Genomic DNA, 25,037 nt, shown 5'->3' with positions numbered 1-25,037 from the left:
CATGCAAGCGCCGACGCAGAATCGTGACCAGAGGCCCGGTTCGTGCGATGATGCGGCCGAACGAGGTGGACCCGGCCGATCGCGGCGGGCCAGGAGGGGACCCCGATGAGCACGGAGACCCCGTCCGAGATCCGCAAGGCCCCGTCACTGGCCGCGGTCGCGCAGGCCGCCGGGGTCTCGATGCAGACCGTGTCCCGCGTCGCCCGCGGGTTCGACAACGTCAGCGACGACACCCGGGAGCGCGTGCGTCGTGCGATGGCCGAGCTCGGGTACCGGCCGAACCGTGCCGCCCGGGCCCTCCGCTCGGGGCGGTTCCGCACCATCGGGGTGATCCTGTTCACCCTGGCGTCGTTCGGCAACATGCGGACGCTCGAGGCCATCGCCGAGGCCGCGGGCGCAGCCGACTTCACGATCACCCTGCTCCCGATGGCCCGGCGCACCGAGGCAGGGGTCCGGTCCGCGTTCACCCGGCTGTCCGAACAGGCCGTGGACGGTGTCGTGATCATCATCGAGTCGCACGTGCTCGACGCCGCCGAGGTCGCGCTGCCCGACGGCGTGCCGGTCGTCGTGGTCGACTCCTCCGCCACCGCCGAGCACCCCACGATCGACACCGACCAGGCCGAGGGCGCCCGGATCGCCACGCAGTACCTGCTCGACCTGGGCCACGACACCGTCTGGCACGTCAGCGGACCCCGCGCGTCGTACTCCGCCATGCGCCGGGAGGCCTCGTGGCGCGCCACCCTCGAACGGGCCGGGCGTCCCGTACCCGACGTCATCCGGGGCGACTGGACGACCGACGCCGGCTACACCGCCGGGCAGCGGATCGCCGCCCGGCCGGAGATCACCGCCGTCTTCGCCGCGAACGACCAGACCGCGCTCGGCATCCTCCGCGCGTCACACGAGGCCGGGCGTGCCGTTCCCGGGACCCTGAGCGTGGTCGGGTTCGACGACATGCCCGAGGCCGACTCGTTCTGGCCGCCCCTCACGACGGTGCACCAGTCGTTCGACGAGGTCGGGCGGCGCGCGGTGTCCACCCTGATCGCCGAGATCGAGGGGCGGTCGGCGCCCGACCACGGGGGGCTCGTCCCCGTGTCACTCGTGGAGCGGGCGAGCGCAGCGCCGCCGAACCGCTAGCCGCCCTGCGTCCCGGTTCTCGAGAACGCCGCCTGTTCCCGACGCTCCCGCTGTCGTTCGACATCGGTCGAGTCGCCTGACGCGGCTGCATCCGACGCATGCGTCGACGGTCCCGCGGTCGTACGACAGTGGCACCGTCGGATGTCACGGAAGCCGGGCAGCCGGACGACGGGTGCCCTCGCTCAGCCGAGCACCTCGGTCAGGAACGGGTTCCGGAACCGCCGCTCGGGGTCGACCCGGTCGGCGAGCGCCGCGAACTCCCCGAGGCGCGGGTAGACCGCGTGGAGCTGGTCGGCCGGCATCGCGGTGACCTTGCCCCAGTGCGGCCGGGCGTCGAACGGGGCGAGCGCCGCGTCGATCAGGGGCAACACGGCCGCGACGCCCTCGGGGTCGCGGTGGAACGTGAAGTGGAACGCGACCGAGTCCCGCTCGCTGCTCGGGGCGAGCCACGCGGTGTCGGCGGCGACGCGACGGATCTCGGAGACGTAGAGCACGGGCGCCATGGCCTCGCCGATGCCGCGCAGGGCCTGGATCGCGGGGACCGCGTCCGACGCGGGCAGCAGGTACTCGCACTGGATCTCGGCACCGGCACTCGGGGTGAAGGAGGATCGGAAGTGCGGCAGCCGCTCGTGCCACGGGCCGGGCACGCCGGCCTGCTCGGTCACGCCGGCGTTGTCGGACCCGGGGACGGGGTGCAGCGGCGAGGTCGAGGGCATGGCGCCGAGGTCCTCGAGGTCCACGACGGGGTCGTCGCGGTCGACACGGCGCTTCGTCCACACCTGCCGGATGCCGTCGTGGATGTACCCGGTGAACATGCTGACGCTGTACCCGGCGGACATGATGTCCTCGAAGCGGGCGTCGACGACCTCCCACGGCAGGCCGGTGTGGATGCGCTGGGCCACGTCGAACCGGGGCTCGATCGCCAGGTGGACGGCGGTGACGACGCCGAGTGCGCCGATGCCCACCCGGTGGGCGTCGAGGTCGGGGTGGTCGGCATCGAGCACCTCGACGTCGCCGGACGCACGCACGATCTCGACACCGACGACGCTCGACGCGAGCGACGCGTTCCGGACGCCGGATCCGTGGGTGCCGGTCGCCACGGCGCCCGCGACGGAGATGTGTGGCAGCGATGCGAGGTTGGCGAGGGCGAACCCGGCCTCGTCGAGGGCGGCGGCAGCCCGCGCGTGGGTCAGTCCGGCGGCGACACGGGCGACCCGCCGCTCGCTGTCGATCTCGATGACCTCGGGCATCGCGCCGAGGGCGATCTGCACGCCGTCGGTGTCGGCGACGAGGTTGAAGGAGTGCCGCGAGCCGAGCGCCGTCACCCGGGGGTTGCTCGTGACGGCGGTGCGGAGCTCGTCGAGGGTGGTCGGCCTGACCACCTCGCGAGCCCGGTAGGTGACGTTCCCGGCCCAGTTCGTGCGGAGGTCCGCGCCGGTGGTCTCGATGGTGCTCATGCCGCTCCTCCGCGGGTCGGGCGTCGCGGGTGAGCGCTCACCCGCGGTGGTGCACACGGTAGTGCAGCCGCTCCGACGCTCGCCACCCTGACCGCCACACGTGGAGGAACGTCGCGGCCGGCGCGGTCGCGGTGACGGTCGGAGGCCAGGAACAGCGTTTCCTGGATGATCGCCGCCGGTCTCCGCTCATCACGGACAGGCGGGGTACGCGCTCAGCGCTCGTCCCTACCATCGGGGGCGCACCGCACACCCCACACCATGACGCCTCCTCCTCTGAACACCACCATCCTCGAACGGCAGCTCCGCTCGAGGCTCCTGTCGAGCGCGGACCGACTGTTCGACCGGAGCGGGTTCGGGCCGGTGTCGGTGGGGCGGATCGCTCGTGACGCCGGCCTGCCGCTCGAGACGCTGCGGCGCGAGTTCCCGACGAAGCACCAGCTGGTCGTCGCCGTCATGGAGGCCCGGCACCGTTCCTGGGTCGCCGACCTGACCGCCGCGGTGTCCGTGTTCACCGACCCGCGTGACCAGATCCTCGCCGTGTTCTCGTACCTCGAGGCGACCTTCCGGCAGCGCTCCTACCGCGGTTGCGCCTTCATCAACGGCTACGGGGAACTCGGCCGGCGGAATGCGGACGTCGCGCAACTGGCGGACGAGCACCTGACCTGGTTCGAGCGGTACCTGGCCGAGCTCTGCGACCGGGCGGGGCTGCCGGGTCACCTCGCGCACGCCGTGTCCCTGCTCGCCGAGGGCGCGCAGGTCGAGGCGGCCATCCACGGGTCGGTCCGTCCCGCGTCGTCCGCTCGGTCAGCGGCCGCGATGCTCATCGCCGTGTACACCGTCGAGGGTCACTGAGGCGCTGGGCCCGTCGGAAGGGCCGTGCGTCCTCCCGGGGCGATGGCCGGCTGTGCGGCCCGTCCGCGCTCTTCGGACAGCGCCGACGAATTGTTTGCATGCATGTGCGACACTGCGCGCGGTGGATGATGACTGACGACCGCGCATCCCGCGTGCGCAAAGACCTCCGAGGAGCCGACCTCGACGAGGCACGCGACGTACTCGCTGCGGAGTACGCCGGAGCATCGTGGCGCGCTGAACGCACCGTGGACGACTTCGACTTCCGGTACAGCGTCGTCGGCGACGACCACCTGACGTTGCGGAACGTCCGCTTCCACGGCCGCCTCGAGGGCGAGATGCCGCGCGGGGACGACTACGTGGTCCAGTGGATCACGTCCGGTACGGGCAGGCTCGACCTGGGGCGCGACGAGGTCGACCTCCTGCCGAACCGGCCCCGCATCTGGCCGTCGGACCGCCCCTTCCGGTTCGCCTTCGAGGACTACGACCAGAAGCTCGTGCAGATCAAACGAACCACCGTCGAGGAGGTCGCGGCCGAGCGCGGGCTCGACGCGCCGACGGTCCGGTTCGACCACACGGCGGAGCCGAGCGACGGGGCGATGCAGCTCTGGCGGGACACGGTGTCGCTCATCTCGAAGACGGTCCTGGACCGCGAGGCCAGCCCGCTCCTCCAGGCCGAGATGGGTCGGCTCGGAGCGGTCTCGTTCCTCGAGCTGTTCCCGCAGCAGACGGACGGGCTGCCGCGCGATCTGCTGCTCCCCCGGAACGCGCACATCCGCCGCGCCGTCGAGTACGTACACGAGAACGCGCACCTGCCGATCACGAGCACCGACCTGGCGCAGGAGGCCAACCTGAGCCTCCGGGCGCTGCAGCAGGCGTTCCAGCGCCAGTTCGACGTCACCCCGAACACGTACATCCGGGAGGTCCGCCTCGACCGGGTGCACGCGGAGCTCCGTGAGCGTAGTGCCACGACGACGACGATCGCCGAGGTCGCCAACCGCTGGGGCTTCCTGCACCTCGGCCGGTTCTCGGCGGCCTACGCGGCGCGGTTCGGGGAGTACCCGAAGGAGACCCTCCGGCACTGACCGGCCCGCTGCCGGCACCGCGGGAGCCCGGCGTCGGCCCGGGAGCCACCCGCGCTCGTGGGTCCACACGCTCGCGCGCCTGCGTCCCCGCGGCACGCTCCGCGAGCGGCGGGCGTCGTCGCGCCCGCCGCTCGGAGAACCTGAGAAATCCCTGGCATTCGTCGACCCGCTCACGAGCCGGAGTACATTCCCTGACAACCACTCAGTCGTGCGCAGCCAGATCAGGAGGTGAGCGCATGGACAAGCCGTTGCGCGCACCCAGGATCGCGCTCGTCCGGCTCGCCCTGCTCGGCACCGTCGTCGCAGCGGCATTGGTCGTGCTCGGACTGCTCCTCGGGGCGAAGCCGGCCTCGGCGGCCGAGACGACCCCGGGCACGACCTCGTCGCACTCCCTGCTCGGCGCCGTGGGGAACACCGTCAGCGGTGTGGTCGACGGCGTCGGCACCGCGGTCCAGCCCGTGACCCGTCCCGCAGCACCGGCTCCGGCCCCGGCGGCGCCCGCTCCCGCAGCTCCTGCGCCCCGCCCGGCAGCTCCTGCGCCCCGCCCGGCAGCTCCGGCCCCAAGTGCGCACAGCCCGGCCCCCAGCACCCCGGCCCCGAGCACGGCGGTCCCGATCAGCTCCGCGCCGAGCAGGTCCGCGGGCAGCACGCCCGCTCCGGGCAGCACCGCGCCGTCGACCACTTCCGGCGCAGCGACGACCCCGAGCAACCGGCCCGCACCCGCCGGCGCGAGCACGCGCACCGGTACGAGCACGACGCCCACGGCCGACCGTGGGACGCGCGGCACGCTCGGCGCGACGGCCGGCACCCTCGACGGGGCCCTCCGGCCGGTCGCGGGTGTCCTCGGGTCGCGGCCGGTCGGTGCGCTGCCCGTGGTCGGACCCGTCCTCGGCGCCGGCGCCCTCGGGTCCGTGACCGCTCCCGTGACGGGCCTCGTCGACGGCGCGCTCGGGGGCGCCGGCGCGGCCGTCGGCGGACTCCCCGGTGCGGTCGACCCGGTCACCTCGCCGGTCCTCGACCCGGTGGTCGGCCCGGTGCTCGGCGCGGTCTCCCCCGTCGTCACACCCGTCCTCGGGGGCGTCGGCTCCGTGGTCGATCCCGTGCTCGGCGGCATCGCCCCGATCCTCTCGCCCGTGACGTCGACCCTCCCGCCCGCGACCACCGTCCTCGACCCGACGACCCCGGTCGTGGGTCCGGTCCTCCCCGTGGCACCCGGTCAGGGTCAGCCCGGTGACGGCCAGCCCGCCCAGGGTCAGCCCGCCGGGACACTCGACAGCGCGACCGACTCCGCCGTGGCCGACAGCACGCTCGTCCGCTCGGGTGCGGGCGCGGGAACCTCGGCCTCCAGCGCATCGGGCCTCGGCACGACGGATTCCGTCCCGACCGTCTCCACCGCTGGCGGGACCCGCCCCGGCGACGCGACCCCGGTCCTCCCGGCAGCGCCGGCCGCACCGACCGCCCCCGCGGCCCCCACCGGGACCACCGGTGGCAGCAGCGCCGCCGCCGGTGGTGCGCCCACCACCCCGGTGGCGACCATCTCGACTCCCGCGTCCGTCGTCCTGGCGGCCGGCCCGATCCTCCCCACCGGTGACGACGTGCTCCCCGCATCCGTCGTCGCCGACCACGACGTCGCTCCTGATTGAGCCCGACGCACCTGCCCCGCTGGCAGGACGCGTCATCGCCGCACACGCGGCGCACCAGTCTCGATCACATCAGGAGCACGTCCATGAACAAGTACGTCTCGAGAGGGCTGTGGTTCACCCTCTTCGTCAGCGGCCTCTCGCTCGGGGGTGGGCTCGCTGCCCACGCCGCCGAGACCACGGGGACCGACGGCATCGCCTCCGGCACGCAGGTCGCCGGGAGCTTCGGCCTCCCCGTCTCCGCCACCGGTGACGCCGTGAGCGTCCTCGGGGACGCGACCAGCACCTCCACCGCGCCGGCGGCGTCCGCACCGGCTGCGCCCGCACCGGCTGCGCCCGCATCGGCTGCGCCCACGTCCTCGTCGGCGTCCACCTCGGGCTCCGGTGGCATCGCGTCCGGCACGCAGGTCGTGCCGACCGTGAGCGTTCCGGTGGACCTCGGCTCGACGGCGGTCGCGATCGGCGGTGACGCGACCAGCGCGCCCGCTCCGGCCGCTGCCCCGGCTCCGGCGGCCGCCTCCGCGTCGGCGGCGTCGGCTCCGGCGGCTCCCGCCGCCACCACCTCCGGTTCCGACAGCGTCCTTGGCGGCACCCAGGTCGCCCCCGACGTCGCCGCACCGATCACGGCCACCGGGGACAGCATCGCGGTCCTCGGGGACGCCACCGGCACCAGCTCGGGAGGCTCGGCACCGGCCACGAACGCCGGGTCCACCCCGGCGTCGGGGTCGGGTCCGGCCACCTCGGGCTCGGACGGGACGGCCTCGGGGACGCAGGTCGCACCCGTGGTCAGCGCACCCGTCACGATCGGCGGCAACGGGATCGCGCTCCTCGGCGACGCCAGCTCCACCGGCACCTCGGGCAGTGGCACGACCGGCAACGGTGGCAGCGGTGCCAGCGGTGCCAGCGGCAGCACCACAGGGTCCGGGTCGACCGGCGGGAGCAGCACCACCACCTCCGGCTCGGACGGGACGGCCTCGGGGACGCAGGTCGCACCCGTGGTCAGCGCACCCGTCACGATCGACGGCAACGGGATCGCGCTCCTCGGCGACGCCAGCTCCACCGGCACCACCGGCAGCGGCACCTCCGGCACGACCGGCACCGGCACCAGCACCGGCACCGGCACGACCGGCGGCACCACCACCTCCGGCTCGGACGGCACCGCGTCCGGCACCCAGATCGCCCCGGTGATCAGCCTGCCGGTCACCATCGGCGGTACCACCGTGGCGGTCGGCGGCAACAGCACCACGACGCCGGACCCCACCACGCCTGCCGAGCCGACGAACCCGGTCGTCACGGATCCGACCAGCCCGGCCGATCCGACCAGCCCGGCCGACCCGACCAGCCCGGCCGAGCCCACCACGCCGGTGGGCACCACGGACCCCGCTGACGGCACCGACCCCGTGTCGACCACGCCTGCCGGGAACGACCCGACCGCCACGACAGGTGACGAGGGCACGGTGACCGGCCGTGCCGCGGGCATCGTCCCGGCCACGGTGCTCTCGACGGCTCCGGCCGCGGCGATGACCCGCACCGCCTCCACCACCGGCACGATCGCCGCGATGGCGACCACCGCCTCCACGGCGGCGCTCGCGTACACGGGTTCGACGGGCATCGCGGTCTTCGGCGGGATCGGACTGCTGCTCCTGCTCGTGGGACTCGCGCTGCTGTTCCTGCACCGTGAGTCGGTGATCCGCAGCCGCGGCTGAGCCGCGGCGATCCGCTCGAGTCGAGCCGCGATTCGGACTCCGAGCCGGGGAACTTCCCGGTTCGGAGTCCGATCCGCGGCTCAGACCCATGGGCTACCGTGCTGCCATGAGGGCCAGCGCGGGCGCGAGTGGATCCGGACGGCGGTCCCCCGCGGTCCTGGTGGTCACGATCGTGTCCGCGTTGCTCGTCGTCGCGGCAGCGGCGTTCGCCGGGCCGCTGCGGTTCGGCGGACCACGATGGTCCCCGACGATCGCGCTGCCGACCGCCACGACCGCACCGGGACCGACCGCGGCGACCACCCCGACGGCGCAGCCCGGCGCCGCCGGACACCGCTCGACCCTCCACGTCGACCTGACCTGGCCACTGCTGATCGCCGGCCTGGTCGTGCTCGCACTCGTCGTGGTGCTCCTGGTCCGCCTGCTGGGACGGCGGCGACGTGGCGGAGCCGAGCCGGGCCTCCCCACCGGCCTGCTGACGGACGACGTGTCGGACGTCGACGTCCCGACCACGGCGGCCGCGATGCGCACGGTGCACCGCGGCCTCGCGCGCGCGCTCGACGTCATCGACCAGGACCGACCGGCGTCGGACGCGATCACCGCCGCGTGGCTCGGCCTGCAGGAGGCCGCCGAGGACGCCGGCTACCGGCGGCAGGTCGCGGAGACCCCGACCGAGTTCACGGCGCGGGTGCTGCTCCGGCTCGAGCTGGACCGGAACGCCGTCGGGACGCTCCGGGACCTCTACGTGATGGTGCGGTTCGGCACCACGCCGGCCGGGCCGACCGAGGTGCAGGCGGCCCGCGTGGCGCTGCGGACGCTGCAGGAGCGGTGGCCGGGCGGGACACCCACCGCGGCCTCGGAGCAGCGCCGGTGAGCGGCCCGACGGTGGGACTGCCCGCTCGGCGCCGAGTCGTCGAGGTGGTCGTCGTCGCGGTCGTCGTCGGTGCCGCAGGGTGGTTCTTCGGACTCCCGGTGCCCCAGGCCGTCGTCGTCGCGGCCGTGATCACCGCGGTCGGGTTGACCTGGTCGGCGGTGCGCGACGACGAACGGCTCACGTGGCCGGCACCACCCACCGACGTGGTCCGCGGGGCGCGCCGCGACGTCCAGGCGCTGGCGTGGTCCCTGCGCTCACGCGGCGGGGTGCCCGAGCGACCCGTCGTGCGCCTCCGCGCGGCCGCAGGCCACCTGCTGCTCGTGCACCACGGGGTCGACATCGACGACCCGGAGGCCCGACCCGCGGTCGAGCGCCTGCTCCCGCCCGACGTCGTCCGCGTGCTCCTGAGCCCGCGGCACCCCGAACTCGACCTCGCCACGTTCTCGTCCCTCCTGATCGCCGTGGAGGCGCTCGGGGAACCGTCCGGAAGGCTCCCGTGACCGATCAGACCGCCGACACCACCACCCCCAGCCCGCTGTCCGTGGCCGAGGTCGCCCGGCTCAGCGCCGCCGTCCTCGACGCCGTCGGGACCGCCGTGGTGGGCATGCGGGAGCCCCTCGAGCTGGCGTTCGCGAGCATCCTCGCGGGCGGGCACGTCCTGTTCGAGGACGTGCCCGGGCTCGGCAAGACCCTCGCGGCACGGTCCCTGGCGCAGGCGTCCGGGCTCGACTTCCGGCGCCTGCAGTGCACGCCGGACCTGTTGCCCGCGGACATCACCGGCTCGTTCGTCTACGCCCCAAGCACGGCGGAGTTCGTGTTCCGGCCCGGCCCGGTGTTCACGGGGCTGTTCCTGGCCGACGAGATCAACCGGACGTCGCCGAAGACCCAGTCGGCACTGCTCGAGGCGATGGCCGAGGGGCAGGTCACCGTCGAGGGTGACCGCTTCCCGCTGCCGCGGCCGTTCCACGTCGTGGCGACGTCGAACCCGATCGAGTACGAGGGCACCTACGCCCTGCCCGAGGCGCAGCTCGACCGCTTCATGGTGCGTCTCGCCGCCGGCTACCCGAGCAGGACCGAGGAGCAGCGCGTGCTCCTCAACCGCGTCGAACGCCAGCGCGAGGTCGCGACGGTGCCGGCGGTGATCAGCGGGGCAGATCTCCTGCGCATGCAGGCGACGGTGGAGCAGGTGCACGTCGACGAGGACATCGCGTTGTACTGCGTCGACCTCGCCGTCGGCACACGGGAGCACCGCGACGTCCAGGTCGGTGCCTCGCCGCGCGGTGCACAGGCGCTCCTGCTCGTCGGACGCGCCCGTGCGGTGATGGCCGGCCGCGACTTCGTCACCCCCGAGGACGTCAAGACCGCCGCCGTCCCGGTGCTCGCCCACCGACTCTCGCTCACCCCGCAGGCCTGGGCCAACGGCGTCGATCCGGCGACCGTCGTCCGGACGGTGGCCGGGCAGGTGGCGGGGCCGCCCGCGGTGGCCTCGGGTCGGGGCGCCGGCACGGGTGGCGGCATCGGCACGGGTCGGGCGACGGACGCCACTGCCGGTCGGGAGGCCCGGTGAGCGACGACGACGGATGGCACCTGCCCGTCGGGGTCCCGTCCGGAGCTGTCCCGTCCGGAGGGGCGCCGTCCGGAGCGCTGCTGCCCGGAGGGGCGCCCCTCCGGTCCTCGTCCGCCGCCGTGCCCGAGGACGCCACGCCCGGCGTGCGCTCGACGGACCAGGCGTACCGCGTGCGGTGGGTGCCGAACCCGCCGATCACCGCTGCGATCGCAGCCGCGGTGTTCCTCGCCGGGCTCGCGCTCGTGACGGCCCGCGTCGAGTTCGCCCTCGTGGCCGCACCGCTGCTCGTGATCGCCGCGCTCGGGCATGACCCCGCTCGCGGCCGCGCGGGTGTCATCCGGACCCGAACCGCGGTGCGACCCGAGGACAACGGGCGGGGCGTCATGGTCGACGTCGAACTCCGGGCACCCCAGGTCGCCGAGGCGGTCGCCGTCGTGGCGACCCTCGCCGACGGATCCACCCGGCGTGTCCTGGTCACGCCGTCCACCGCGGCGGCACTCCGCGGGCCGGTCACGGTCCTCCACTCCGGGCCGCAGGCCGTGGTCCGGCTCGACCTCGCGCTCATCGCGCAGGGCGGCACCGCGGTCACCCTGCCGGAGGAGGGACCGACGCTCCGCGCGGTCGTCCCGCCACCGCGCCTGCGGATCGAACAGCTGCCCATGCCGCACCGGCTCGTCGGCACCACGGGGACCCACGAGTCGAGCAGCCGCGGCGACGGCGGGGAGTTCCGCGACCTCGCGCTCTTCGCCCCCGGGGACCGGCTCCGACGGATCGACTGGCGACGAACGGCACGACGAGCGCAGCAGCCCGGCGAGCTGTACGTGCGGCGTACGTCGTCCACCGCCGACGCCGTGGTCGTCATCGTGCTCGACGACCGTGACGACGTCGGGCCGGACGTCACCCGCTGGTCCGGTACTGCGGGACCCGGGCGGAGCGCGACGTCGCTCGACCTCGCCCGCGAGGCCGCCACCACCCTGGCCTCGGCGTACATCGGCGCAGGCGACCGAGTGGGCTTCCGGGACCTCGCCGGTGCTGTGACGGGCATCGAACCCCGCGGAGGGGTGCGGCAGCTCGACCGCCTCCGCTCTGCGACGGCACGAGCGGTCCCGACGAGCGACACCCCGGGGCCGGTGCGCGCGCCGACCGTGCCCGCGGCCTCGCTCGTCGTGGTGCTCTCGACCTTCCTCGACGACCATCCCGCAGCGATGGCGATCACCTGGGCGGCGACCGGCCGCCGCGTGGTCGCCGTCGACGTGCTCCCGCCGCTCGATCGCTCCGACGCGGACCGGCAGGAGCGCGTCGCGTCGCGGCTCGTCGAGCTCGAACGCCGGGTCCGGTTCGATCGGATGCGAGCGGCCGGGGTGGAACCGATCACCTGGCGGACCGCCGACGGGACGCCGCCCGCGGTCGCCGTGCGGCTGCTGAGCAGAGCGAGGCGGCGGCCATGAGTGCGGAGGCGAGCCGGGCCTCCCGGTCGTTCCCCCATGTCGGACGTGCCCTGCCGGCGTGGGTGTTGACCGCGCTCGGCGTCGTCGCGGGCCTCGGTGGGGCGTGGGTGGCCGTCGGTCCGAGCGGGTGGTGGTTCGCACTCGCGGCGGCGCTCGTCGCCGCGTCGGCGGTGTTCCCGCGTGGGCCGTTCACCGCCGGACTGGTCGTGCAGCTCGCAGTGGCCGCCGTCGCCGGGGGTGCCGGGGCTGGATGGGGTCCGCTCGCAGTCGTGCTCCTCAGCACGCACCTGATCGTCGCGGTCGGCATGGTGGCGTCGGTCGCACCCCGGCGAGCCCTCGTGCAACTGCGGGCACTGCGGCCGTCGGCACTCCGGTTCGTCGCGGTGCAGGCGGGGACGCAGCTCGTGGCGGCCGTGGTGCGCATGGTCGGGGTCCGTGGCGGCGCCGATGACGGCATCACGTGGATCGCCGTCCTCGCGGCGGTGGCGATCGTCGCGGTCGCGGTCGCGGTGCTCGTCCCGGCGCTCGGCGGGAGTCGTCGGTCGTCGGACGGCTGAGGGTCGCCCGCGTCGTCCGGTCATGCCCGGAGCTGCCGTGCCGCCGCCTCCAGGGTCCGCCGCAGCGCTCGGAGCGCCGGGGAGCCGGCCCCGGCTTCCCGCTGTGCCGTGAAGACGGTCCGCTGCGGACGCCCGGGGAGCGGCACGAGGCGGCAGGTGGTGCTCCGGCCGGTCCACACGAGGTCCGGCATGAGCGCGACCGCGTTGCCGGACTCGATGAGGCGGATCTGGGTCTGCAGGTCCGGCGTCTCGTACCGCACGTCGGGTTCGAACCCCGCTGATCGGCACACCTGCTCCGCGAAGTGTCGTGATGCGGCCCCGCGCGGCTCCATGACCCACGGCATGGCGGCTGCGCCGAGCAGGTCGTCCACCGACTGGTCGAGTGCGTCGACCGGCGGGAGCGCCAGGCGCACGGCGTCGCGGGTCAGGTCCTGGCGGTCCAACCCGGCGTGCCACGCGGCGGCATGCGCCGGGTACTGCTCGGCGATGACGAGGTCGAAGTCCCGGACCCACGTGGCGCGCAGGGCGCTCTCCGGTTCGTGCTGGACCATCTCCACGCGGACGTCGGGGTGGGTGCGGGCCATGGCGCGGAGGGCCGGCGGCATGAGGGCGAGCGCCGCGGACTGGAACACCGCCACGCGGACCCGCCCCTGCACGCTCGGAAGTGACTGGTCGAGCGCACCCTGGGCCCGTTCGAGCACGTCGAGCACCTCGCTCGCCGCGGCGACGAGCACCTCGGCCTGCGGGGTGAGCTGCAGACGCCGCCCGGCGGGTCGGAGGAGCTCCAGGCCCGTTTCGCGCTCGAGGGCGTTCAGCTGCTGGGACACCGCCGACGGCGTGAAGGACATCGCCTCGGCGACGGCGGCGATCGTGCCCCGGATGGCGAGTTCGCGCAGGATCACCATGCGCCGGACGTCGAGCATGCGGACTCCTCGTGTGGGTGTGTGGACCGTGGGATGTCACTGTGGCTGGATCGCGACCAGTGCGTGGGGCCACCTGTCACGCCTGTGGATAACCCGGTAGGAACGCTACCGATAACCGTGAACCAACCGTCACTGGTGCTACCGCAACCGGAGCCCGATACTGGGCGCATGACCGACCTCGCCACCCCACGGCACGACATCGACGGCGCCGCCGCGGATCCCCTCGTCGACGCCACGATCGTGCTCGTCCGTCGGTGGCTCGCCGAGGCCGACGGCCACCCCGTCGACGGTTCGGCTGCTCAACTCGCGGGCGTGCTCCGCGACCCCAAGGGCCTCGCGTTCACCGTCGGCTTCGTCGACGGCGTGGTCAGGCCGGAGGACCGGACCGTCGCCGCCCGGACGCTCCATCGGATCGCGCCGGACGTCCCCACGTTCCTCCCGGCCGCCATGCGTGCGCTCGTGCGCGCCGGTGGCGGGCTCGCCCCGGTCCTGCCGGGCGTCGTCGTGCCGATCGCGCGCCGCGTGCTCCGGCGGATGGTCGGGCACCTGATCATCGACGCGTCCGACTCCGCGCTCGGGCCGGCGATCCAACGGGTCAAGCGCGAGGGCGTGCGCCTCAACATGAACCTGCTCGGCGAGGCGGTCCTCGGCGAGCGCGAGGCCGCGCGTCGACTCGAAGGCACCGAGCGGCTCCTCGCCCGCGACGACGTCGACTACGTGTCGATCAAGGTGTCGTCGACCGTGCACCCGCACTCGCCCTGGGCCTTCGACGAAGCCGTCGCCGACGTCGTCGCCAAGCTCCGCCCCCTGTTCGCCCGAGCGTCCGCCGCCTCCCCTCACAAGTTCATCAACCTCGACATGGAGGAGTACAAGGACCTCGACCTGACGATCGCGGTCTTCACGACGCTGCTCGACGATCCGGCGTTCCTCGACCTCGAGGCCGGGATCGTGCTCCAGGCGTACCTGCCGGACGCGCTCGGCGCCATGCAGCGGCTCCAGGAGTGGTCCGCGGCACGCCGCGCCCGCGGCGGCGCCGGGATCAAGGTCCGGCTCGTCAAGGGCGCGAACCTGCCCATGGAGCAGGTCGAGGCCTCGATCCACGGCTGGCCCCTGGCGACCTGGCACACCAAGCAGGACTCCGACACGAACTACAAGCGCGTGCTCGACTGGGCCCTCACGCCGTCGCGCATCGCCAACGTCAGGGTCGGGGTCGCCGGGCACAACCTGTTCGACATCGCGCACGCCTGGCTCCTGGCCGGGGAGCGCGGGGTGCAGAGCGGCATCGAGTTCGAGATGCTCCTCGGCATGGCCCAGGGGCAGGCCGAGGCCGTCAAGCGGACCGTCGGGGGTCTCCTGCTCTACACGCCGGTGGTGCACCCGAGCGAGTTCGACGTCGCGATCGCGTACCTGATCCGTCGCCTCGAAGAAGGCGCCTCGCCGGACAACTTCATGTCCGCCGTGTTCGAGCTGTCGACGTCCGAGGCGCTGTTCGAGCGCGAGGCCGACCGGTTCCGCGCGTCACTCGCTCCGCTCGCCGAGTCCGGCGGCCTTCAGGCTCCTGCTCCGCATCGGGTCGCCGACCGGTTCGCGGCAGTTCCGCGGCCGACCCTCGGGCACTTCGAGAACACGCCGGACACAGATCCGTCGGTCGCCGAGCACCGCGTGTGGGCGCGCGGCGTCATCGAGCGGATGTCCACGAGCACGCTCGGCGTCGACGCCGTGCAGGAGGCCCGGATCACCGAGCCGGACACCCTCGCCGCCGCCCTGCAGCGCGTGCGCGAGGCAGGCTCGACGTGGGGATCGTGGTCCGGCGAGGACCGAGCGAGGGTCCTGCACGCCATCGGTGCGGCGCTCGAGGCGCACCGCACCGAGCTGGTCCAGGTCATGGGGGCCGAAGCCGGCAAGACGATCGACCAGGCCGACGTCGAGGTGTCCGAGGCCGTCGACTTCGCCCACTGGTACGCCGAACTCGCGCGGTCGCTCGACGAGGTCGACGGTGCCCGGTTCGTCCCCGCTGCCCTGACGCTCGTGACGCCGCCGTGGAACTTCCCCGTCGCGATCCCGGCCGGGTCGACGCTCGCGGCGCTGGCTGCCGGATCGGGAGTCGTGCTCAAGCCCGCCGGTCCGGCCGAGCGCTGCGGCGCGGTGCTGGCCGGTGTCATCGGCGATGCACTGGCCGCCGCGGGCGCGCCCGCCGACGTGCTCGCGCTCGTGCAGGTGTCGGAGGAGGACCTCGGCCGAGACCTCGTCGCCTCCCCACTCGTCGATCGGGTGATCCTCACGGGCGCGTACGAGACAGCGGAGCGCTTCCGGTCCTTCCGGCCCGATCTGCCGCTCCTCGCCGAGACGAGCGGCAAGAACGCGATCATCGTGACGCCGTCCGCGGACCTCGACCTCGCCGTCAAGGACGTCGTGCAGTCCGCCTTCGGGCACGCCGGGCAGAAGTGCTCCGCAGCGTCGCTCGTCGTACTGGTCGGCTCGGTCGCCCGGTCGAAGCGGTTCAAGCACCAGCTGCTCGACGCGGTGTCGTCCTTGACCGTCGGGTACCCCTGGGACCCGACGACGCAGATGGGCCCGATCATCGAGCCAGCCAGCGGCAAGTTGCTCACGGGCCTGACCGAGCTCGGCCCTGGCGAGACGTGGCAGCTCCGGCCCGAGCAGCTCGACGATCGCGGTCTGCTCTGGAGCCCCGGGGTGCGCGGTGGGGTCCGGCGCGGATCGGACTACCACCGCACGGAGTACTTCGGGCCGATCCTCGGCGTCATGACCGCGGACACCCTCGACGAGGCCATCGACATCGTGAACGAGGTCGACTACGGACTGACCTCGGGGCTGCACGCGCTCGATCCCGCCGAGATCGGCGCATGGCTGTCGCGGGTCGAGGCCGGGAACCTCTACGTCAACCGGGGGATCACGGGCGCGATCGTCCGGCGGCAGCCCTTCGGCGGGTGGAAGCGATCCGCCGTCGGGCCCGGCACCAAGGCCGGGGGTGTCAACTACCTCATCGGCCTCGGTTCGTGGGAGCCGACCACGGCGAGCGCCGGTGATGCGGTGACGTCCGCGGCCGTGGCGCGCCTCCAGGCTGATGCCGGTGCCGGGCTGTCCGAGCCGGACCGTGCGCTGCTCGCGCGCGCTTTCCGGTCCGACGCGCACGCGTGGTCGACGCTGTTCGGCACCGCCGCGGACGTCTCCGGGCTCAGCGCCGAGCGGAACGTGGCCCGGTACCTGCCGTGGCCGGAACCCGTGCTCGTCCGGCTCGTCGCGGGTGGCAGCGTCGCGTCGCTCGTCCGCGTGGTCGGTGCGGCGGCTGCCGCGGGGGCGGCGGTCGCGGTCTCGGTCGACCCGGAGTGCACGCTCCCCGAGGCCGTGCGGACCGCACTCCGCGCCGAGCCCCACGTGGGATCGGTGGCCGTCGAGTCCGCCGAGGCGTTCCACGCCCGTGCTGGCCGACTCGGCGGCGGGCGGATCCGGCTCATCGACGGGGACGCCGAGGCCGTGCGTGCCCTCGCCGTCGCGACGAACGGGAGGCCCGACCTCGCCGTGTACGCCGGACCGGTCACCGAGGCGGGCCGCATCGAGCTGCTGCCGTTCCTGCGAGAGCAGTCCATCGCGATCACGGCCCACCGCTTCGGGACACCGAACCACCTGTCGGACGGGCTCATCTGACACCCCGTCGCTGGCTCCCCGCGCCCGAGCGGAGAAGCCGTGCACGAGAGGATGGCCGCAGAAGGAGTGTGTGCGATGGAGATCCGTTCGTTCGAGGACACCGACACCGAGGCCGTGGTGGCGCTCTGGCGTGAGGCCGGGCTGACCCGCCCGTGGAACGACCCGCACGAGGACGTCCGCCGCAAGCAGACCGTGCAGCCCGAGATGTTCTTCGTCGCCGAGGACGCCGGGCGGATCGTCGGCGCGGTGATGGCGGGGTACGACGGGCACCGCGGCTGGATCAACTACCTGGCGGTCGGAGACGACCAGCGCGGCACGGGACTCGGTCGCGCGCTCGTCGAACGCGCGGAGGGGGCGCTCCTGGCGCTCGGGTGCCCCAAGGTGCAGCTCCAGGTCCGGCCCGACAACACCGGGGTCGTCGACTTCTACGAGCACCTCGGCTACGCCCCGTACGAGGCCGTCAGCATGGGGAAGCGCCTGATCGAGGACTGAGTCGTGCCCGATCCTCGCGACACCGGCCGAGCCGTTCCCCACTCGGCCCGGTCCGGGAGCGTCCTGGTCGCACTCGGCGCCGCACTCTGGGGCACCGGTGGGGTCGCGGGCACGATCGTGGCCGCGGACAGCGCGATGTCCTGGCCGGCGATCTCGGCGCTCCGTCTGCTCGGCGGCGGAATCGTCATGCTCGCGGTCACCGCGGCGATGGGCGGCCTCCGGCGCGTCCCGCGCAGTCGGGAGGCCCTGGGGCACGTCCTCCTGACGGCCGTCCTGACCGGCGTGTACGGCACCGCGTACTTCGAGTCGGTCTCGCTCGTCGGCGTCGCGGTGTCGACCGTCATCTCCCTCGGGGTCGCGCCCGTGGCGGTCGCGGTCGCCACGGCGCTGCACGAGCGCCGGCCGCCCCGCGCCACGGTGGTCCTCGCGCTCGCCACCGCGGTCGTCGGGCTCCTGCTTGTCAGCGACGTCTCGGGCTCCGAGCCCGGGGCCGGCAGCGCGAGTGTCTCCGGCGCCGGCGTTGCCGTCGGGTCCTCGAACACGGTCGGCGTGCTGCTCGCGCTCGTGGCCGGGCTGGCGTTCGCGGGGACCTCGATCGTGAACCGGCGTGTGATCCCGGGTCTCGGGCCGTCGACGCTCATCGCCGTGTCGTTCACCCTCGCCGGGATGCTGTCCGCCGTGTTCGCGCTGTGCACCGGGTTCCACCTCGCGAGCGCGGGGCCCTCGGCGTGGGACGGGGTCGCGTTCCTGGCGCTCGTGCAGACCGTGCTCGGGTACCTGGCGTTCTACGGCGGACTCCAGCGCGGGGTCGCGGCGACGACCGCGGCGGTGCTGTCACTCGTGGAGCCGCTGGTGGCGACCGTGCTGTCGGTCGTGGTGCTCCACGAGCCGCTCACGGTCGCGGGTGTGGTCGGCATCGTGCTGCTCCTCGTCGCGGTGGTGCTGGTCCGCCCGCCGCGCTGACCTCCCCAGGAACCGCTGGTTCCGCGGAGCCGGTCGCCGAGAACAGGCGGAAGGGCTCGGGCTCGGGCGGGCGGCGAGCGGCGGAAGGGCTCGGGGGGGGGGCGGAACCTGCCGGGCGGCTGAGGGAGAATCGAGTGCCCGCAGCATCCGGAGGTCCCCATGCAGCTCTCGCACCGCGCCCGCGCCGTCGCACCCTTCTACGCGATGGAGTTCGGCAAGCAGGCGGCAGCCCTCGAGGCCGAGGGCCACGACGTCGTCAAGCTCAGCCTCGGCGAGCCCGACTCCGGCGCACCACCCGCCGTCCTGGAGGCCCTGCGCCAGGTGGCCGACGGACGGCCACTCCCCTACACGGCCGCGTTGGGCCTCCCGGCGCTGCGCGCGGCGATCGCCGCGTTCTACCGGACGCAGCACGATGTCGAGATCGACCCCGCGCGGATCGTCGTGACGGCGGGCGCGTCGGCGGCGTTGCTCCTCGCGACGGCCGCGCTCGTCGACGCCGGTGACGAGGTGCTCATGGCGGACCCGTCGTACCCCTGCAACCGCGAACTGGTCGAGACGTTCGGGGGACGGGTGACCCTCGTCCCGACGACCGCCGAGACGCGGTTCCAGCTCGACGACGACGCCGTCCGGGCGAACTGGACGGAGCGGACCACAGGCGTGATGATCGCGACGCCCTCGAACCCGACGGGCACCTCGATCCGTCCCGAGGACCTCGCGGCGATCTGTGCGACGGCGCGGGAGCGCGGCGCGTGGCGGATCGTGGACGAGATCTACCTCGACCTCAGCGACCGGGACGAGCAGGGTCGGCGTCCGCGCAGTGTGCTGTCGATCGATCCCGACGCCATCGTCGTCAACAGCTTCTCGAAGTACTTCGGCATGACGGGGTGGCGTCTGGGTTGGTGCGTCGTGCCCGAGGAACTCGTGCCCGTGACCGAACGCCTGGCGCAGAACTACTTCCTGTGCGCGTCCGCGCCGGCGCAGGCGGCGGCACTCGCGTGCTTCACCCCGGAATCGCTCGCCGTGGCGGAGGCGCGGCGAGCGGAGTTCGCCGAGCGGCGGGCGGTCGTGCTCGACGGCCTCGCGCGGATCGGCCTCCCCGTGCCGGTCCCGCCGGACGGTGCGTTCTACGTGTACTTCGACGTGACCGGGACCGGACTCAGCTCGTGGCAGTTCTGCGAGCGGGCGTTGCACGAGGCGCACGTCGCCCTGACGCCGGGCCGCGACTTCGGAGTCCACACGGCGGAGTCGCACGTGCGGTTGTCGTACGCGGCGTCGATGGACGCACTGCACGAGGGTCTGGCGCGCCTCGGCCGATTCGTGTCGTCCTTGGGCTGATCGGCGGCACCGGCCCGCGACACAGCGGGCACCCGGGCTTCCGGGATGGCAGCGAGGACCGAACGGGGTACGGGCGAGCCAGGCCGACTCAGGGCGCATGGACAGCGAACGCGCATCTCGTCCCCCTACGTTGACGCCAACCTCGCACCCGCGGGGGAACCCGACAGGAGCCGGCCGAAGGGCCGCTCCCCCCACGGAAGCAGTCGCCCTGACGACCACCGATCCGACCGTGCCGCGCATCGTCCGCACGCGTCCCCGCTCCGGCACCACGAGCGGCACGTCCACGTACTCCTCGATCCTCGCCCAGGTCAAGGAGCAAGGCCTCCTCGGCCGCCGCATCGGTTTCTACTGGGCGCTGTTCGGCGCCCTCATCGGGTCGCTCGGGGTCGTGTGGGCCGCGTTCGCGCTCCTCGGCCACTCCTGGTTCCAGCTCATCGTCGCGGCCGCGCTCGGCGTCCTGTTCACCCAGTTCGCGTTCCTGTCGCACGAAGCCGCGCACCGGCAGGTGTTCGCATCGCACAAGTGGAACGACCAGGCGGGCCGGTTGCTCGGGACCTTCCTCGTCGGGCTGAGCTACTCCTGGTGGATGAACAAGCACACCCGGCACCACGGGAACCCGAACACGGTCGGCAAGGACCCGGACATCGCGCCGGACACCATCCGGTTCCGTCCGGAGGACGCCGCCGCGGCGCGCGGTCCGCTCCGCCTGCTCGTGCGGGTCCAGGGGTACGCGTTCTTCCCGCTCCTCACCCTCGAGGGCATCAACCTCCACTGGCTCGCGGTCCGCTCGGTCGTGACCGGCGCCGCGACCAAGGCGGACGCCCGACACCGCTGGATCGAGGGCGGCCTCCTGGCGGCCCGCTTCGGCATCTACCTGACCGTGGTGTTCTGGTTCCTGCCGCTCGGCATGGCGTTCGCGTTCCTCGGGGTGCAGCTCGCGGTGTTCGGCGTGATGATGGGCGCCTCGTTCGCCCCGAACCACAAGGGCATGCCCGTGCTGGCGCACGACGCCCAGGTCGACTTCTTCTCGCGACAGGTGCGGACCTCCCGGAACATCCGCGGCGGCTGGTGGGTGTCGTTCCTCATGGGCGGCCTCAACTACCAGGTCGAGCACCACCTGTTCCCGAGCATGCCGCGGCCGGCGCTCAAGCAGGCTCGCCTGCTGGTCCGCGACCACTGTGCGACGCTCGACGTGCCCTACACCGAGACCACGCTCGTGCGGTCCTACGGCATCGTCGTCCGGTACCTCAACGAGGTCGGCCTCGCCGCGCGCGACCCGTTCGCCTGCCCGCTCGTGGCCGAACTCCGGGTGCGCTGACCGCCCTCGGGTTCACTCCCCGAACAGGATCTCCAGCAGGGCGACCACCACGACGCCCGCGATCGGCACGCCCGCGATGACCAGTCCGGCGCGGACCTGCGTCCGGTGGATCGTCCTCCGACCGCCGGACGCCTCGGCGACCTGGGTCGCGGCGACGAGCTCGGGTGCCGCGGCGGGCGGAACGGGCGGCGGAGCAAGGCGGTCGTCCTCGAACGCCGGGATCTCGATGACGACCTCGGCGGGATCCACCTCCGGCGGCAGATGCGCGAAGCGTCCGACCCCCTCGGGCGCGGGTGCGCGATCTCGCTCGTCCTCGGCCATCGGTCGCTCCCCTCGTCAGCCACAGCGTGCCAGGTCCTCCACACGCGCGTCGAGTGCCGAGTCGATCCACATCCGCGCCGATTGACCCTGCCGGAGTGACCCGTTCCTCCCCTATGGTGAGTGCCACCGCCGCACAGGCGCGGGAGCCAGGGGGAGGGCGACGACGTGATCGACGTTGCAGGACTGACGAAACACTTCGGCGCGACGACGGCCGTGCAGGACCTGACGTTCACGGTGCAACCGGGGCTCGTGACCGGGTTCCTCGGGCCGAACGGCGCGGGCAAGTCGACGACCATGCGGCTCATGCTCGGCCTCGACCGTCCCACCGCGGGCTCCGCCACCATCAACGGCCGTCGCTACGCCGACCACCGCGCGCCCCTGCACGAGGTCGGCGCGCTGCTCGACGCCAAGGCCGTGCACCCGGGGCGGAGCGCGCGAGCACACCTCCGAGCCCTCGCCGCGACGCACGGCATCTCGCAGGCGCGCGTCGACACGGTGATCGGCCTGACCGGGCTCGACAGCGTGGCGGGCAAGCGCGTCGGCGGGTTCTCGCTCGGCATGGGTCAGCGCCTCGGGATCGCGGCTGCGCTGCTCGGTGACCCGGCCGTCGTGATCCTGGACGAGCCGGTCAACGGCCTGGACCCCGACGGCGTGCTCTGGGTCCGCGGCCTCGCCAAGCACCTGGCGTCCGAGGGCCGGACCGTGTTCCTGTCGTCCCACCTCATGAGCGAGATGGCGCAGACGGCGGATCGCATCGTCATCGTCGGCAAGGGTCGGCTCCTCGTCGACGAACCCATGGCGGCCCTGCTCGCGCGGTCCGGGTCGTCCGTCGTCGTCGCCGGCCCGGCGCTCGATCCGCTCACCGAGGCGGTCGCGCGGGGCGGCGGACGCGTCCAGCAGGTCGCCCCGGACCGCTTCGAGATCACCGGGCCGGACGCGGCGTGGATCGGTGAGTTCGCTGCCGAGTACCGACTCGTGCTGCACGAACTCACGCCACGCTCCGCCTCGCTCGAGGAGGCCTACCTCGCGATGACCCGAGACCAGACCGAGTACGTGTCAGGAGGCGCGCGATGAGCGGCGTGGAGATCGGGACGTCCACCGACCGGGCAGCGTCGACCGCTCCCCGCTCCGGCGTCGCCGCCCGGTTGACCTTCGGTGGTCTGCTCCACGCCGAGTGGATCAAGCTCTGGACGCTCCGGTCGACGTACTGGTGCTTCCTCATCGCGGTCGCGCTGACGGTCGGGTTCGGTTTCCTCGTCGCCGTCGCGATCTCGAGTACCGGACTCGGCGACACCGGCAGCCGCCCGGGAGCGACCTCGGCGCTCGCGCAGGCAGCGACGGGTGGCACCAGCATCGCGGAGCTCGTGGTCGCGGTGCTCGGCGCCCTGATCGTGACCGGCGAGTACGGCACCGGGATGATCCGTACGACGTTCCTCGCCGCGCCGCGCCGGTTCGACGCCCTCGGTGCCAAGGCGCTCGTGTTCGTCCTCGTCGCGTTCGGGGTCGGGATCGTCGCGGTCGCGATCAGCACCGGGATCGCGATCGCCGTGGTCACCGGCGCGGGCCTCCACCCGGACCTCGGCGAGCCGGGTCTGTGGGGGGCGTTGCTGGGCGGAGCGGGAGCGCTGGCACTCGTGGGTCTGCTCGCCGTCGGGATCGGGATGCTCGTCCGGAACTCGGCCTTCGCGATCACGCTCTCGGTCGGCATCCTGTTCGTGCTCCCGATCATCATGAGCATCCTCAGCGGTGTCACCCAGGCGCATTGGGTAACCGACCTGATCGCCTACCTGCCGAGCCAGGCGGCCTCGACGATGTCGTCGTACGACCCGCACGGCCTCACGTCGTCGCTCGACCCCTGGCAGGCCGCGCTCGTACTCGGGCTCTGGGCCGGGGTGTTCGTCGGTCTCGGCGTGCTCGCCGCCGAGCGCCGAGACGCCTGACCGGAGCTGCCGGGCTGTTCGAGCCGGTCGTCCGGTCGGGCCTCCGCTCCCGCTTCGTCATCGACGCGATGACGCGCGCCGGCTCCGCCGCATGATCGCCCGCCGGATCTCCCACACGATGACGGCGAACGCGGCCGCGCAGAGCGGTCCCGCCACGACGTCGCTCGGGTAGTGCACCGCCAGGACCACACGCGACACCGCGACCACCCCCACCACCACGACGCCCAGGCCGATGGCGACCCGCCGCGCCACGGGCCGCTCCCGGAGCGTCGGCGCGAGCAGGACCAGCACGCCGATCACGAGCGCGGTCGCCACGGCGGCATGACCGGAGGGGTAGGACCACGTCGACGGGGTCGAGATCGCCGCGACGCCCCGCACGGCTGGACGCGGCCGCTCGACGATGAGCTTGAGCGCCTCGGTCGCCCACCACGGCACGACGGTGAGCGCCAGGGAGGTCAGCACCGCCTCCGACCGGCGCTGGACCGCCCACGTGATCGCCGCGATGACGAGGACGATGACGGTGGCCCCACCCGGGGCGAGGGTGTTCCCGATCACCAGCGCGATCGCGTGCGCCCACGTCGGCGCGCCGTCGATCGCGGCCTGGTCCACGGCGAGCTCGACGGCGTGCCAGTCGGCGTCGTGCGTGATGACGACGCCGACGAGGACGAGCGCGACGAGCACGGCACCCGCGGTGGCGACGCGTGCCCGGCTCGAGGCGTTCCGGCGGCGCGTGTCCATCGGCTCATCCTGGCCGAGCGCGCCCGGGAGCCACCCGGGAGCCCCTCCCCGAGCCCCACGAGCCCCGAGCCACCCGAGGCGGCAGCCGGAACCCGCGACCCACCTTCGAGCGGCAACCGGACTCGCCAGCCATCCGGGAGGCGCGCCCACCGCAGCAGCGGACCTCCCGTCCGACGTGGGCTCAGTCGACGAGCGTCTGCGTCCCGAGCACGATCGCGAGGGCGAGCCGCTCGGCGTCCTCGGTGCCGGGCTCGGCCGTGTAGAGCATGATGCGGACGTCGTCGGTGGCCACGACCAGCACGTCGCAGTCGAGCGCGATCGGCCCGACGGTCGGGTGCTGCACGACCTTGCGCTTGACGGTGCCACGGTCCGCGGCGACCGTCTCCGCCTCCCAGAGCTCGACGAACCGGGCACTCCCGGCGGCGAGTTCGGACACGAGGGCCTGCACGGACCGGTCGGCCGGGTAGCGGCTCGCGGTACGACGGAGTTCGGCGACCTGTCCGGCCTGCAGCGCCGCGAGCTCCTCCGGACTGTGCACCACGCGGGTGCCGGGGCCGATCAGGTTGCGCCAGACTGCATTGCGCTCGATCCCGCGCCAGGTCGAGGTGGGTCCCATGAGCGCGTCGTACGGCGCGTTGGCGACGATGAGCGTCCACGTGGCGTCGTACACAGCGACCGGGGTGGTCGCGAGCCGGTCGAGGAGGCGCTGCACGCTCGCCGAGATCCGGGACGGCACGAGGTCGGGGCCGGGTGCGGCGTGTCCCGCGAGGTCGTACAGGAGGTCGCGGTCGGCGTCGGAGAGCCGCAGGGCTCGGGCGATCGCCTCGACGACCTGCGCCGAGGGCGAGGTCGCCCGCCCCTGTTCGAGCCGGGTCAGGTAGTCGGCGGAGATCCCGGCGAGCGCTGCGAGTTCCTCGCGCCGGAGGCCCACCGCACGTCGGCGGCCGCCCACGGGCACGCCGACGGTCTCGGGCGCGACGCGGTCTCGCCAGCGCCGCACGGTCCGTCCGAACTCCCAGGTCTGCAC

General features: G+C 73.6%; 22 protein-coding genes. 17 read left to right on the top strand and 5 right to left on the bottom strand.

Annotated features, from left to right (window positions below; genetic code table 11):
• Window positions 1–105: 105 nt before the first annotated feature.
• Window positions 106–1,134 (top strand): LacI family DNA-binding transcriptional regulator, encoded by a 1,029-nt coding sequence (locus tag DEI93_RS00915; RefSeq protein ID WP_111011212.1) that lies wholly within the window; start codon window positions 106–108, stop codon window positions 1,132–1,134.
• A gap of 182 nt (window positions 1,135–1,316) precedes the next feature.
• Here DEI93_RS00915 and DEI93_RS00910 read toward each other — a convergent pair whose 3' ends face one another.
• Window positions 1,317–2,591 carry an FAD-binding protein gene (locus DEI93_RS00910; protein ID WP_111120664.1) on the bottom strand — a complete coding sequence of 425 codons (1,275 nt, stop codon included), beginning with the start codon at window positions 2,589–2,591 and terminating at the stop codon, window positions 1,317–1,319.
• Window positions 2,592–2,849: 258 nt separating this feature from the next.
• Here DEI93_RS00910 and DEI93_RS00905 point away from each other — a divergent pair, with 258 nt between their 5' ends.
• The 9 genes from DEI93_RS00905 (at window position 2,850) to DEI93_RS00865 (ending at window position 12,314) form a co-directional block, all read left to right on the top strand.
• On the top strand, window positions 2,850–3,443 hold the full coding sequence (locus DEI93_RS00905) for a TetR/AcrR family transcriptional regulator (protein ID WP_181436138.1): 594 nt from the start codon (window positions 2,850–2,852) through the stop codon (window positions 3,441–3,443).
• A 152-nt stretch (window positions 3,444–3,595) separates the two neighbouring features.
• Entirely contained in the window at window positions 3,596–4,525 is a 930-nt protein-coding gene (locus tag DEI93_RS00900; protein ID WP_181436139.1) for a helix-turn-helix transcriptional regulator, read from the top strand.
• A gap of 236 nt (window positions 4,526–4,761) precedes the next feature.
• The gene (locus DEI93_RS00895) at window positions 4,762–6,168 is read left to right on the top strand and encodes a hypothetical protein (protein WP_111027337.1); all 1,407 of its coding nucleotides are present in this window, start codon (window positions 4,762–4,764) and stop codon (window positions 6,166–6,168) included.
• An 83-nt stretch (window positions 6,169–6,251) separates the two neighbouring features.
• On the top strand, window positions 6,252–7,871 hold the full coding sequence (locus DEI93_RS00890; protein ID WP_258372363.1) for a cell wall anchor protein: 1,620 nt from the start codon (window positions 6,252–6,254) through the stop codon (window positions 7,869–7,871).
• A gap of 106 nt (window positions 7,872–7,977) precedes the next feature.
• Window positions 7,978–8,742: a DUF4129 domain-containing protein gene (locus DEI93_RS00885; RefSeq protein WP_146244482.1), complete on the top strand. Its 765-nt coding sequence runs from the start codon at window positions 7,978–7,980 to the stop codon at window positions 8,740–8,742.
• Window positions 8,739–9,242: a hypothetical protein gene (locus DEI93_RS00880; protein ID WP_146244483.1), complete on the top strand. Its 504-nt coding sequence runs from the start codon at window positions 8,739–8,741 to the stop codon at window positions 9,240–9,242. Before DEI93_RS00885 ends, DEI93_RS00880 begins: the two co-directional genes overlap by 4 nt.
• Window positions 9,239–10,309 (top strand): AAA family ATPase, encoded by a 1,071-nt coding sequence (locus DEI93_RS00875; protein WP_258372364.1) that lies wholly within the window; start codon window positions 9,239–9,241, stop codon window positions 10,307–10,309. Before DEI93_RS00880 ends, DEI93_RS00875 begins: the two co-directional genes overlap by 4 nt.
• Window positions 10,306–11,757 carry a DUF58 domain-containing protein gene (locus DEI93_RS00870; protein WP_111120666.1) on the top strand — a complete coding sequence of 484 codons (1,452 nt, stop codon included), beginning with the start codon at window positions 10,306–10,308 and terminating at the stop codon, window positions 11,755–11,757. The genes DEI93_RS00875 and DEI93_RS00870 overlap by 4 nt, the downstream gene beginning before the upstream one ends.
• Window positions 11,754–12,314 (top strand): hypothetical protein, encoded by a 561-nt coding sequence (locus DEI93_RS00865; protein ID WP_111120667.1) that lies wholly within the window; start codon window positions 11,754–11,756, stop codon window positions 12,312–12,314. The genes DEI93_RS00870 and DEI93_RS00865 overlap by 4 nt, the downstream gene beginning before the upstream one ends.
• A 20-nt stretch (window positions 12,315–12,334) precedes the next feature.
• Here the strand turns inward: DEI93_RS00865 and DEI93_RS00860 are convergent, their stop codons facing one another.
• Window positions 12,335–13,237: a LysR substrate-binding domain-containing protein gene (locus DEI93_RS00860; RefSeq protein ID WP_111027333.1), complete on the bottom strand. Its 903-nt coding sequence runs from the start codon at window positions 13,235–13,237 to the stop codon at window positions 12,335–12,337.
• 168 nt (window positions 13,238–13,405) lie between these two features.
• Between DEI93_RS00860 and DEI93_RS00855 the strand changes: the two genes are divergently transcribed.
• The 5 genes from DEI93_RS00855 (at window position 13,406) to DEI93_RS00835 (ending at window position 21,011) form a co-directional block, all read left to right on the top strand.
• A complete protein-coding gene (locus tag DEI93_RS00855) occupies window positions 13,406–16,903 on the top strand; it encodes a bifunctional proline dehydrogenase/L-glutamate gamma-semialdehyde dehydrogenase (protein ID WP_111120668.1) in 3,498 nt (1,165 codons plus the stop codon).
• A gap of 75 nt (window positions 16,904–16,978) precedes the next feature.
• Window positions 16,979–17,395, top strand: a complete 417-nt coding sequence (locus DEI93_RS00850; RefSeq protein ID WP_111050097.1) for a GNAT family acetyltransferase — start codon at window positions 16,979–16,981, stop codon at window positions 17,393–17,395.
• A gap of 3 nt (window positions 17,396–17,398) precedes the next feature.
• Window positions 17,399–18,358 (top strand): DMT family transporter, encoded by a 960-nt coding sequence (locus tag DEI93_RS00845; RefSeq protein ID WP_111120669.1) that lies wholly within the window; start codon window positions 17,399–17,401, stop codon window positions 18,356–18,358.
• A gap of 159 nt (window positions 18,359–18,517) precedes the next feature.
• Window positions 18,518–19,693, top strand: coding sequence for a pyridoxal phosphate-dependent aminotransferase (locus tag DEI93_RS00840; RefSeq protein ID WP_111119529.1), 1,176 nt, complete (start codon window positions 18,518–18,520; stop codon window positions 19,691–19,693).
• 229 nt (window positions 19,694–19,922) lie between these two features.
• The gene (locus tag DEI93_RS00835) at window positions 19,923–21,011 is read left to right on the top strand and encodes a fatty acid desaturase family protein (protein ID WP_111012065.1); all 1,089 of its coding nucleotides are present in this window, start codon (window positions 19,923–19,925) and stop codon (window positions 21,009–21,011) included.
• Between the two features lie 12 nt (window positions 21,012–21,023).
• Here the strand turns inward: DEI93_RS00835 and DEI93_RS00830 are convergent, their stop codons facing one another.
• Window positions 21,024–21,332 carry a hypothetical protein gene (locus DEI93_RS00830; protein WP_111010270.1) on the bottom strand — a complete coding sequence of 103 codons (309 nt, stop codon included), beginning with the start codon at window positions 21,330–21,332 and terminating at the stop codon, window positions 21,024–21,026.
• 165 nt (window positions 21,333–21,497) lie between these two features.
• Between DEI93_RS00830 and DEI93_RS00825 the strand changes: the two genes are divergently transcribed.
• Together DEI93_RS00825 and DEI93_RS00820 are read left to right on the top strand one after the other, a co-directional pair.
• Window positions 21,498–22,406 carry an ABC transporter ATP-binding protein gene (locus tag DEI93_RS00825; protein WP_111010271.1) on the top strand — a complete coding sequence of 303 codons (909 nt, stop codon included), beginning with the start codon at window positions 21,498–21,500 and terminating at the stop codon, window positions 22,404–22,406.
• On the top strand, window positions 22,403–23,272 hold the full coding sequence (locus DEI93_RS00820) for an ABC-2 transporter permease (RefSeq protein ID WP_111119530.1): 870 nt from the start codon (window positions 22,403–22,405) through the stop codon (window positions 23,270–23,272). Before DEI93_RS00825 ends, DEI93_RS00820 begins: the two co-directional genes overlap by 4 nt.
• 57 nt (window positions 23,273–23,329) lie before the next feature.
• Here DEI93_RS00820 and DEI93_RS00815 read toward each other — a convergent pair whose 3' ends face one another.
• Both DEI93_RS00815 and DEI93_RS00810 read right to left on the bottom strand, forming a co-directional pair.
• Window positions 23,330–24,010: a phosphatase PAP2 family protein gene (locus DEI93_RS00815; protein WP_111119531.1), complete on the bottom strand. Its 681-nt coding sequence runs from the start codon at window positions 24,008–24,010 to the stop codon at window positions 23,330–23,332.
• 181 nt (window positions 24,011–24,191) lie between these two features.
• The gene (locus DEI93_RS00810) at window positions 24,192–25,037 is read right to left on the bottom strand and encodes a helix-turn-helix transcriptional regulator (RefSeq protein WP_111119532.1); all 846 of its coding nucleotides are present in this window, start codon (window positions 25,035–25,037) and stop codon (window positions 24,192–24,194) included.

Origin of the sequence: Curtobacterium sp. MCBD17_035 (assembly GCF_003234815.2) — a bacterium.
Taxonomy (GTDB): Bacteria; Actinomycetota; Actinomycetes; order Actinomycetales; family Microbacteriaceae; genus Curtobacterium.
Note: the sequence above shows the minus strand (reverse complement) of the source record. Positions and strands in the feature narration are given on the sequence as shown.

What these genes read in the sequence shown, in the direction of transcription:
- DEI93_RS00915 (WP_111011212.1), top strand. Translation starts at nt 106, where the DNA reads ATGAGCACGGAGACCCCGTCCGAGATCCGCAAGGCCCCGTCACTGGCC.
- DEI93_RS00850 (WP_111050097.1), top strand. Translation starts at nt 16,979, where the DNA reads ATGGAGATCCGTTCGTTCGAGGACACCGACACCGAGGCCGTGGTGGCG.
- DEI93_RS00895 (WP_111027337.1), top strand. Translation starts at nt 4,762, where the DNA reads ATGGACAAGCCGTTGCGCGCACCCAGGATCGCGCTCGTCCGGCTCGCC.
- DEI93_RS00855 (WP_111120668.1), top strand. Translation starts at nt 13,406, where the DNA reads ATGACCGACCTCGCCACCCCACGGCACGACATCGACGGCGCCGCCGCG.
- DEI93_RS00840 (WP_111119529.1), top strand. Translation starts at nt 18,518, where the DNA reads ATGCAGCTCTCGCACCGCGCCCGCGCCGTCGCACCCTTCTACGCGATG.
- DEI93_RS00820 (WP_111119530.1), top strand. Translation starts at nt 22,403, where the DNA reads ATGAGCGGCGTGGAGATCGGGACGTCCACCGACCGGGCAGCGTCGACC.
- DEI93_RS00865 (WP_111120667.1), top strand. Translation starts at nt 11,754, where the DNA reads ATGAGTGCGGAGGCGAGCCGGGCCTCCCGGTCGTTCCCCCATGTCGGA.
- DEI93_RS00905 (WP_181436138.1), top strand. Translation starts at nt 2,850, where the DNA reads ATGACGCCTCCTCCTCTGAACACCACCATCCTCGAACGGCAGCTCCGC.
- DEI93_RS00885 (WP_146244482.1), top strand. Translation starts at nt 7,978, where the DNA reads ATGAGGGCCAGCGCGGGCGCGAGTGGATCCGGACGGCGGTCCCCCGCG.
- DEI93_RS00815 (WP_111119531.1), bottom strand. Translation starts at nt 24,010, where the DNA reads ATGGACACGCGCCGCCGGAACGCCTCGAGCCGGGCACGCGTCGCCACC.
- DEI93_RS00860 (WP_111027333.1), bottom strand. Translation starts at nt 13,237, where the DNA reads ATGCTCGACGTCCGGCGCATGGTGATCCTGCGCGAACTCGCCATCCGG.
- DEI93_RS00890 (WP_258372363.1), top strand. Translation starts at nt 6,252, where the DNA reads ATGAACAAGTACGTCTCGAGAGGGCTGTGGTTCACCCTCTTCGTCAGC.
- DEI93_RS00910 (WP_111120664.1), bottom strand. Translation starts at nt 2,591, where the DNA reads ATGAGCACCATCGAGACCACCGGCGCGGACCTCCGCACGAACTGGGCC.
- DEI93_RS00830 (WP_111010270.1), bottom strand. Translation starts at nt 21,332, where the DNA reads ATGGCCGAGGACGAGCGAGATCGCGCACCCGCGCCCGAGGGGGTCGGA.